The organism is uncultured Cetobacterium sp. (assembly GCF_947038635.1).
In the GTDB taxonomy this organism is placed as follows: domain Bacteria; phylum Fusobacteriota; class Fusobacteriia; order Fusobacteriales; family Fusobacteriaceae; genus Cetobacterium_A.
This window is the reverse complement of the sequence record NZ_CAMQXC010000016.1, coordinates 23,056-30,765: the sequence shown is the minus strand read 5'-3', so window position 1 is coordinate 30,765 and position 7,710 is coordinate 23,056. Positions and strand designations below refer to the sequence as shown.

9 protein-coding genes are annotated in these 7,710 nt (G+C 27.1%); 4 read left to right on the top strand and 5 right to left on the bottom strand.

Annotation, left to right across the window (positions count from 1 at the left end; translation table 11 throughout):
- Positions 1–226 precede the first annotated feature (226 nt).
- The 4 genes from dapD to Q0V08_RS03265 form a co-directional block, all read right to left on the bottom strand.
- Complete coding sequence (gene dapD, locus Q0V08_RS03280) at positions 227–928, bottom strand: 2,3,4,5-tetrahydropyridine-2,6-dicarboxylate N-acetyltransferase (RefSeq protein ID WP_297432050.1); 702 nt, start codon at positions 926–928, stop codon at positions 227–229.
- A 14-nt stretch (positions 929–942) separates the two neighbouring features.
- Positions 943–1,641: a 4-hydroxy-tetrahydrodipicolinate reductase gene (dapB, locus tag Q0V08_RS03275; protein WP_297432048.1), complete on the bottom strand. Its 699-nt coding sequence runs from the start codon at positions 1,639–1,641 to the stop codon at positions 943–945.
- Positions 1,638–2,513, bottom strand: coding sequence for a 4-hydroxy-tetrahydrodipicolinate synthase (gene dapA / locus Q0V08_RS03270; RefSeq protein WP_297432046.1), 876 nt, complete (start codon positions 2,511–2,513; stop codon positions 1,638–1,640). The genes dapB and dapA overlap by 4 nt, the downstream gene beginning before the upstream one ends.
- A 107-nt stretch (positions 2,514–2,620) precedes the next feature.
- Positions 2,621–3,343, bottom strand: coding sequence for a hypothetical protein (locus tag Q0V08_RS03265; protein ID WP_297432045.1), 723 nt, complete (start codon positions 3,341–3,343; stop codon positions 2,621–2,623).
- 227 nt (positions 3,344–3,570) lie between these two features.
- Here Q0V08_RS03265 and Q0V08_RS03260 point away from each other — a divergent pair, with 227 nt between their 5' ends.
- The 4 genes from Q0V08_RS03260 to Q0V08_RS03245 all read left to right on the top strand — a co-directional run bounded on the left by Q0V08_RS03260 (position 3,571) and on the right by Q0V08_RS03245 (position 6,243).
- Positions 3,571–4,704, top strand: coding sequence for a M20 family metallopeptidase (locus Q0V08_RS03260; RefSeq protein ID WP_297432043.1), 1,134 nt, complete (start codon positions 3,571–3,573; stop codon positions 4,702–4,704).
- Positions 4,694–5,503: a Cof-type HAD-IIB family hydrolase gene (locus Q0V08_RS03255; protein ID WP_297432041.1), complete on the top strand. Its 810-nt coding sequence runs from the start codon at positions 4,694–4,696 to the stop codon at positions 5,501–5,503. Before Q0V08_RS03260 ends, Q0V08_RS03255 begins: the two co-directional genes overlap by 11 nt.
- Before the next feature lie 108 nt (positions 5,504–5,611).
- Positions 5,612–5,947 carry a DUF2023 family protein gene (locus tag Q0V08_RS03250; RefSeq protein ID WP_297432039.1) on the top strand — a complete coding sequence of 112 codons (336 nt, stop codon included), beginning with the start codon at positions 5,612–5,614 and terminating at the stop codon, positions 5,945–5,947.
- Positions 5,948–5,964: 17 nt separating this feature from the next.
- The gene (locus tag Q0V08_RS03245) at positions 5,965–6,243 is read left to right on the top strand and encodes a DUF2325 domain-containing protein (protein WP_023050799.1); all 279 of its coding nucleotides are present in this window, start codon (positions 5,965–5,967) and stop codon (positions 6,241–6,243) included.
- Between the two features lie 11 nt (positions 6,244–6,254).
- Here Q0V08_RS03245 and Q0V08_RS03240 read toward each other — a convergent pair whose 3' ends face one another.
- Positions 6,255–7,697 (bottom strand): flippase, encoded by a 1,443-nt coding sequence (locus tag Q0V08_RS03240; RefSeq protein ID WP_297432036.1) that lies wholly within the window; start codon positions 7,695–7,697, stop codon positions 6,255–6,257.
- Positions 7,698–7,710 lie beyond the last annotated feature (13 nt).

Here is a 7,710-nt window from a genome sequence, read left to right as displayed (position 1 = left end):
TTTTGTTATTTTCATAACTTCTGACTATTTTCTCTATTCGGTTGTTAATGTCCTTATCTTTTAACTTTCGTCTGCGGTGTTTCCCGCTGACAAAAATAATAGTACCATAATTTTTAAACTTCGTCAACTACTTTTTTTATTTTTTTAAAAATTTTTTTATTTTTTTTATTAGACATAAAAAAAAGATAGAAAGTTTTAGACTTTCTATCTTTAAATTTTTTTCATTTTATTTTCTTAAATCATCAACCAGTTTTGTTTTTTCAGTTGTCTTCTCATCTTTTAGCTTTATTATTTTAGCAGGATTTCCCGCTACTACTGCTCCTTCAGGAACATCTTGTAACACAATAGCTCCAGCTGCTACTACTGCTCCTTTTCCAACTCTTACACCCTCTATAACAACTGCATTAGCACCTATCATAACGTCATCTTCTATTACCACTGGTTGAGCTGATGGTGGCTCTATTACTCCAGCCAACACTGTTCCAGCACCGATATGACATCTTTTTCCTACAATAGCTCTTCCACCCAGTACCACATTCATATCTATCATAGTTCCTTCTCCGATTTCTGCTCCTATATTTATTACAGCGCCCATCATTATAACAGCATTGTCACCTATTTTTACTTTATCTCTTATTATAGCACCTGGTTCAATTCTTGCATTTATATTTTTAGTATCAAGAAGTGGAACACCAGAATTTCTAGCAATATTTTCTATAAAAAAGTTTGTTATACTTTTTTTATTTTTTTGTATCACTTCTTCAATCTCTTTCCAATCTCCAATTAAAATACTTCCCTCTTCACCTTTAAAAACAAAAATATTTTCATTTTTAAAATCTATAACTCCATTTATATAAGCTTTAGTTAAAGTTTTCTTTTGCGAATTTTTTATAAAATTTATCAATTCTTCAGCTGTTTCTAGTCTCATTTTATGTCACTCTCCTATTTAAAGATATCTTTCATTGTATATAATCTAGGTTGCTTACCTATAATAAAATCAGCACATTTTAATGCACCAACTGCAAATATTTTTTTCGATAAAGCTTTATGCGATATCTCTATAATTTCATCTTCTCCTGCAAAAATGATTGTATGTTCTCCTACAATCGTTCCGCCTCTTACTGCGTGAACTCCAATCTCTTTCTTTTCTCTTTTAGCCATCCCTTCTCTTCCATAAACAACATCATATTTTTCATGTAAAGAGTTTTGGATTGTTTTTAAAAGAGTAATTGCAGTTCCACTAGGTGAATCTATTTTTTTATTATGATGTTTTTCTATTATTTCTATATCAAAATTTTCTTCTAATCTTGGAACCAATTTTTCCAATATGCTATTTATAGCATTTATACCTAAAGAAGTATTCGACGATAATAGTATCGGTATTTTCTTCGAAGTTTCTACAATTTTTTCTAAAGTTTCACCACTATAACCTGTTGTTGCTATTACTAAGGGATAGTTTCTCTCTGCACATCTATCTAATAAATCATTTAATTTACTAAAATGTGAAAAATCTATAATAACATCTATTTTTTCATTTATATCTATTTCTTCAATATCATCTACAAAAGCAACTATTTTATCGTCACCAACATCTCGAATAATTTTTCCCATCGTTCCTGTTCCGTGGATAGCTATTTTCAAACTATTTCACCCACTTCTTCTAACTCTTTTTTTAATATAATTATATTTTTCTCTTCCATATCACCTAAAGGTAAACGACATTTCCCAACATTTTTCCCTAAAATATTCATCGCTTCTTTTACTGGAATTGGATTAACTTCTAAAAATAACGATTTAACTAATCCGTTATATTTTAATTGTAATCTTTGAGCTTCTTTTACATCACCATTAAAAAAATTTTCAACCATATTATGAACTACCTTAGGCTCTATATTAGCTAAAACCGAAACTGTTCCGATAGCTCCTATCGACATTAAAGGAATAGTTATATCATCATTTCCTGAATATAGTGCTAGTTCTGGAACTAATCTTGCAACTTCACATGCATAAGATATATCTCCACTAGCTTCTTTTAAAGCTACTATATTTTTATGTTTAGCTAATTTTTTTAACAAACTAATCGATAAATTAACTCCTGTTCTTCCAGGAACGTTGTACAACATTATTGGAAGATTCACAAACTCAGCTATAGAAACAAAATGTTTATATATTCCATCTTCATTTCCTTTATTATAGTAAGGAGTTACTAACAATAATCCATCAACACCCAACTTTTCATACTTTTTCGACATTTCAATTGCTTGGATTGTATTATTACTACCTGCTCCAACTATTATAGGTAGTCTCTTTTTATTTGCTTCTAGTACAGTTTCTACAATTTTAACTTTTTCATCATCCGTAAGTGTACTTGCTTCCCCTGTTGTTCCTAAAATTATAAGAGCATCTGTATTATTTTCACAATGATATTCTACTAATTCTGATACTTTTAAATAATTCACACTCATATCTTCATTAAATGGTGTAATTAGTGCTACTCCTGATCCTTTAAACATTGGCTACCCTCCATTACTAAGTTGTGATTAAATAGCTTCATTCACTATCTTCCTTTTATCTTATCTTCTATGGATAAAAATTTCAATTCATTTTTTATTTTTTCTGTTTATTCAACTATATAAGTTCCTTTTTCACTTCCTAAACTTTCACCTACAAAAATTGGAACCTTATATTTTTTCCCCATTATTACTGCTTTTGTCTCCATTATTTTAGCTCCATTTTTTGACATTTTTTCCATATCATCATAAGATATTTTTTCAATTTTAGTAGCTAAATTATTTTTTCTCGGATCATCTGTATAAACTCCATCTACATCTGTATAAATTCTACATTCACAACCTAAAATCCCAGCTAAAGCTACCGCTGTTGTATCTGAACCGCCTCTTCCTAAGGTCGTTATATCTCCATTGGCATTAACGCCTTGAAATCCAGCTACTATAACTACTTTCTGCTCTTTCAATTGTTTTTCTAAAAAATTTTTATCTATACTTATAATTTCGCTATTTCCATATTCCCCAATTGTTTTTAATCCTATTTGATATCCTGTATAAGATACAGCGTCACACCCTATCGAGTTTAAAGCTAATGATAATAGTGCTGCACTTTGTTGTTCTCCCGTGCTTATTAACATATCTATCTCTCTTTTATTAGGAGTTTCAGTTAAAGAATACGCTTTTTTTAATAATTCATCTGTTGTTTTCCCCATTGCTGAAACTACTATAACTATTTCATCAATCTTTTCTTTTAATTCTTTTATATAATTAGCTATTTTAGATATTCTTTCTAAAGTCGCTACTGAACTTCCACCATACTTTAATACTACTCTCATAAAAATTTCACCTCTTACTTTATTTTCTATATTTTACTTCTTTTAAATATGATTTTTAATTTATCAATTTTTTATTTTTTTTGTTCATTATTTTTATTAAATATAGTTTGTTTTTTAAAAATTTATATTTCAATATAGATTCATATATTATGAATTTTTATTTTTTATATTTGTTTTTATAAAAAAATAATATTATTATTAATTAATTATTTATACGGGAGGTAGTTATGAATTTCTTATTGAATGAAGTTATAAAATATAGAAGAGACCTACATCAAATACCTGAAGTAGGCTTTAAAGAGTTTAAAACTCAAAAATACATAATAAACGCACTAAAAGATATGGGATATTCTCCAAATACAATTTGTGAAACTGGTGTTTATCTATATATTCCTGGAACAAAAAAAGAGTGTATTGCCTTTAGAGCTGATATAGATGCACTTGCAATTCAAGAAGAAAGTAATTGTACATTTTCTTCAAAACATACTGGCTTTATGCATGCATGTGGACATGACGGCCATACAGCTACCCTCTTAGCCTTTGCTAAATACCTAACAACAAAAGCAAAACAAAACTATAGTATTTTATTAATATTTCAACCTGCTGAAGAAGGTCCAGGTGGAGCTAAATTTATATGCGAGACTGGAATTTTAGAAAAATTTCACGTTAAAGAAATCTACTCTTTTCATTTGTTTCCAGATTTAGAAGAAGGGACCATTTCAACTAAAGCTGGACCTTTCTTTGCACAAGCTACGGAGTTTGATTGTAAAGTTATTGGTAAGGGAGGTCATGGAGGAATGCCACAAAAAACAAACGATCCTCTTATACCTTTCACTAAAATTATAGATTCTTATCAAAGCATAATTTCTAGAAATCTTTCTCCGTTTAATGCAGGTGTTATAACAGTTGGTAAAATAAGTGGTGGAACAGCTCGGAATATAATATCTAACTCTATAGATTTTTATGGTACAATTAGAGCATATTCTCAAGAAGACACTGAACTAATAATAAAAAGAATGAAAGAAATACATAACGGAATAGAAGCAGCTTTTGATATTAAAGTGGTTGATGAATTTAGAGTTCTTTACCCACCAGTTATAAATGATAATATTCTTTATAAGAATTTTTTAAAAATTTCTCAGAACTTTAATTTCATTCAAGGAGAAACCTTAGCTTTAGCTGAAGATTTTGCTTTTTATCAAGAAAAAGTTCCTGGAATATTTTTTCTATTAGGTACTAAAAATAAAAAACAAAATTTTATTTCACCGTTACATAGCTCTTCTTTTAATTTTGATGAAAAAGTTCTTCTTGAAGGAGTTAAACTTTTTGCAAAACTTTTGGAGGATAGAAATGAAATATAAAATGATTGTTACCGATCTTGATGATACACTTTTAAATTCACAAGGAAAAGTCTCTGATAAAGATAAAGAGTCTATAATGAAAGCACAGGAAAATGGGGTTATATTTGTTCTTGCTTCTGGAAGGCCAACGTACGCAATGAGAGACTTAGCACAAGAATTAAAATTAGATAAATTTGGTAGTTACATTCTTTCTTATAATGGCTCTATTATAACCAATTGTAAAACTGGTAAGAATATTTTAGAAGAAACTCTTACTAAAGATGAGATTCATCTTCTCTATGATTTTAGTAAAAATAATAATGTTGAAATAATAACTTATTTAGATGACTCAATTATTTCTGAAGATTATAGCTCATATATTGAAGTCGAGGTTGAGTTAACTAAAATGCCTTTTGAAAAAGTTAAAAATTTTAAAGCTACAGTTGATAAAGATTGTGTTAAATGTATTATGTTAGAAGAACCAGAATATTTAAAACAAGTAGAAAAAAAATTAAACAGTGAACTTGGAAATCAATTTTCTATTGCTATATCAAAACCTTTTTTCTTAGAAGTTACTAAATTAGGTGTTGATAAAGGCAGTTCACTTCTAAAATTGGCTAATAAATTAGGAATACATCAGGATGAAATAATTGTCGTTGGAGATTCTTATAATGATATTCCAATGCTTAAAGTAGCTGGAATGCCTACTTGTGTTGAAAATGCAAAACCAGAAATAAAAGATATTTGTAAATTTATTTCAACTTCTAATAATAATAGTGGAATGACAAAAATTATAGAAAGTTTAATATTTAAAAAGTAAAGTGGCTAGCCACTTTACTTTTTTATAAAAATATTTTGATTATAAAAATAATTGACATATAAAGTTTATTATGTTAATATTTTTATATCAAATTTTTGGAGGTAGTTTATGCAAGTTTTTATTCATCACATATATGAATTTGAAAAAGGAATAAGAAATCTTATTTTACATACTATTTCTGAAGACTTACTAAGTTTTGTAGAAAATAGATTAAATTCAAAAAATATAGCTTATAAAATATATAAAATAAAAAATGGAAGATACAACGTCTTTTTTGGAGATGATTCTTGTATTAACGTTATTAAAAAAATTAACAAATCTAACTTATCCGAATATTCACCTGAAGAGGATTTTATTCTTGGTATTATGTTGGGATACGATCGAAAAAAGCAGTGTGATAGATATATACAATTTAAAAACAAAGAAAATATCAAAGTTTCATAAAAAGGGGAGGTAAAGAAATGATTGCTATTGTTGGTGGCCTAAAAAGAGGAGAAAGAGAATATTTAGAATTATTAAAATCTTATAATTTAAAAGGAAAAGTTTACAATACTCAATGTCCTAATTTTTGTAAAAAAATTAAAAACTGTGAAATGTGCATAATTTTTACTAACTTAGTTAGTCATAATCTTTTGAATAATTGTAATAAAGTTTGTAAAACTCAAAATATACCAATTGTTCACTTAAATAATAACAGTATCTCAAAACTTAAGGAAAACTTAGATAAAATGTATAAATAAAAAAGATTGCACTAAATATGCAATCTTTTTTTTATAAATACAAGCCAACTTAAAATTCTTTTATTTTTTAAAAGAATCAATATTAAAAAATATATAATTCCATATAACATAGGAATTATTAATAAAGTTATTAAATTTCCAAACTCTCTGATATATCCAATTTTTAAATAAATACCGTAAGATATTACAACTCCTACGAAAACTGTTAAAACTCTATCTTTTGTTAAAATTTTATAATCAACATATAATTTTTTCATTTTACCAATTTTAATTAATGCAACTATTACTTCAGTAATTAATGTTGCTAATGCTGCTCCATTTCTTAAATAAGCTGGAATTAAAAAATAATTTAATCCTATATTTAAAAATACTCCAAATATAGAAATTATCAATATATCTTTTTCCAAATCATTCGGTAGCATAACTTGTCCACCAATAAAAGTACCTAAGGCTAAAAAACCTAAACATGGCGACATTATTATCATCGTCTCTATAGCTCCTTTAAAATCTGGTCCAGAAAACAAAAGTGTAAACTCTCTAGCTAAAAGCATCATAAGTAAAGTAGCTGGAACTCCAACTATAAAACAATAATCTATAAAAATATCCATATTTTTATAGATATTTTCTTTCTCTTTTCTCTTTATAGCTCCAATAATTCTTGGAGATAGTACTGTTCCTAAAGTCAAAATTACTGGTAAAACCATTTTATACATCTTAACGGCTGCTGTATATAATCCAACTTCAATATCATTTATCATAATTCCTAGCATTGTTGTATCAATACTTCCATATATTCCAATTGTAAAAATATATAGAAAAATTATAAACATGCTATTCGTATGCCTTTTAAAATTTAAATCTTTAAAGTAAAAATATTTTCTTACACTGATAACATCTATAACTCTTGCTAATACTTCTGGAATAACTAATAGCAAAGCATACAAATAATAATCATTCGGTGTTTTTATAAAATAAAATAAAAATCCTAATGATAAAATTCTAATTGTAAATGATCTTATTAATCTTCTCTTATGATTTTCCATAACAATAAAAAAATGATTTATATGAAAACATTCAAACAAAACTTGAATTGCAAAAATATAGAATATTAATTTTTCTTGATAAAATTTTCCATATAATTGAACTGTAGCTAATAAAAGAATTAAAGATCCTATACTACTTAAAATTGTCATTATAAATAATTCAGTAAATATTTTTTTGAACTCTAACCAATCGCCTATCCCTTTAGCCTTCGATAACTCTTTTATTCCATAATTTGGAGCTCCTAATACTGAAAGTATTAAAAAATAAGCTACAACTCCTTGTACAAAATATACTTTCCCTAAATATTCTGGCATTAATACCCTAGAAATATAAGGAAATGTTATTATTGGAAATATTGTATTACTTATTATTAGTAAAACATTGTAAAGATAATTTTTAGAAACTGACATTTGACATCTTCCT

What these genes read in the sequence shown, in the direction of transcription:
- dapD (WP_297432050.1), bottom strand. Translation starts at nt 928, where the DNA reads ATGAGACTAGAAACAGCTGAAGAATTGATAAATTTTATAAAAAATTCG.
- dapA (WP_297432046.1), bottom strand. Translation starts at nt 2,513, where the DNA reads ATGTTTAAAGGATCAGGAGTAGCACTAATTACACCATTTAATGAAGAT.
- Q0V08_RS03265 (WP_297432045.1), bottom strand. Translation starts at nt 3,343, where the DNA reads ATGAGAGTAGTATTAAAGTATGGTGGAAGTTCAGTAGCGACTTTAGAA.
- Q0V08_RS03260 (WP_297432043.1), top strand. Translation starts at nt 3,571, where the DNA reads ATGAATTTCTTATTGAATGAAGTTATAAAATATAGAAGAGACCTACAT.
- Q0V08_RS03255 (WP_297432041.1), top strand. Translation starts at nt 4,694, where the DNA reads ATGAAATATAAAATGATTGTTACCGATCTTGATGATACACTTTTAAAT.
- Q0V08_RS03250 (WP_297432039.1), top strand. Translation starts at nt 5,612, where the DNA reads ATGCAAGTTTTTATTCATCACATATATGAATTTGAAAAAGGAATAAGA.
- Q0V08_RS03245 (WP_023050799.1), top strand. Translation starts at nt 5,965, where the DNA reads ATGATTGCTATTGTTGGTGGCCTAAAAAGAGGAGAAAGAGAATATTTA.
- Q0V08_RS03240 (WP_297432036.1), bottom strand. Translation starts at nt 7,697, where the DNA reads ATGTCAGTTTCTAAAAATTATCTTTACAATGTTTTACTAATAATAAGT.